Origin of the sequence: Citrobacter sp. wls613 (genome assembly GCF_005281195.1) — a bacterium.
Classification (GTDB): domain Bacteria; phylum Pseudomonadota; class Gammaproteobacteria; order Enterobacterales; family Enterobacteriaceae; genus Citrobacter; species Citrobacter gillenii.
Genome location: NZ_SZXN01000083.1, coordinates 1 through 1193 on the forward strand (window position 1 = coordinate 1; position 1193 = coordinate 1193).

The 1193-nt window shown below is 51.0% G+C and carries 1 protein-coding gene; it reads left to right on the forward strand.

The window, feature by feature from the left end; genetic code table 11:
- Window positions 1–27 precede the first annotated feature (27 nt).
- Window positions 28–1175, forward strand: a protein-coding gene (locus FDX01_RS21585) for an IS3 family transposase (RefSeq protein ID WP_137400439.1) whose coding sequence is annotated in 2 segments (ribosomal slippage) — window positions 28–265 and window positions 265–1175 — 1149 coding nt in all. Because the reading frame shifts where the segments join, the coding sequence is not laid out codon by codon here.
- Window positions 1176–1193: the final 18 nt, after the last annotated feature.

Below are 1193 nucleotides of genomic sequence, written 5' to 3' on the forward strand. Positions count from 1 at the left end.
TTAAGATGACTTAAAAGAGAGGTGCCCATGAGCGGTAAACGTTATCCCGAAGAGTTCAAAATCGAAGCGGTTAAACAGGTTGTTGATCGTGGTCATTCCATAGCAAGTGTTGCCACCCGTCTTGATATCACCACACACAGCCTCTATGCCTGGGTAAAAAAGTACGGCCCTGATTCTTCAGCCACTAAAACGCAGTCCGATGCCCAGTCTGAGATCCGGCGACTTCATAAAGAGCTGAAGCGGGTTACCGACGAGAGAGACATACTAAAAAAAGCCGCGGCGTACTTCGCAAAACTGTCCGACTGAGGTACGCCTTTATCCGTGACAATAGCCTGTGCTGGCCTGTGCGTTTGCTCTGCCGGGTTCTGGATGTTCATCCGAGTGGATTTTATGTCTGGCTTCAGCAGCCACATTCACAGCGTCACCAGGCAGACCAGAAGCTGACCGGGCAGATTAAGCAGTTCTGGCTTGAGTCAGGCTGTGTCTATGGTTATCGCAAGATCCATCTCGATCTGCGTGATACCGGGCAACAGTGCGGAGTGAACCGGGTCTGGCGGTTGATGAGACGTGCAGGAATAAAGGCTCAGGTCGGGTACCGGAGTCCGCGGGCCCGCAAAGGTGAAGTCAGCATCGTGGCACCCAACAGGCTCCAGCGTCAGTTCAATCCGGACGCACCGGATGAGCGTTGGGTGACGGATATAACCTACATTCGAACCCACGAAGGCTGGCTGTATCTGGCCGTGGTGGTTGATCTGTTCTCCCGAAAAGTTATCGGCTGGTCAATGCAACCCCGGATGACAAAAGACATTGTCCTGAATGCATTACTGATGGCGGTGTGGCGGCGTAATCCTCAAAAACAAGTGCTGGTTCATTCTGATCAGGGCAGTCAATACACAAGCCATGAGTGGCAGTCGTTCCTGAAATCACACGGTCTGGAAGGCAGCATGAGTCGTCGTGGTAACTGCCACGACAACGCGGTTGCTGAAAGCTTTTTCCAGCTACTGAAACGCGAACGGATAAAGAGAAAGATCTACGGAACGCGGGAAGAAGCCCGCAGCGATGTTTTTGATTACATCGAAATGTTTTATAACTGTAGACGTCGACATGGCTCAAGTAATCAGATGCCACCGGCTGAATATGAAAACCAGTATTATCAACGGCTCGAAAGTGTCTAAATTATCCGTGGCGATTCA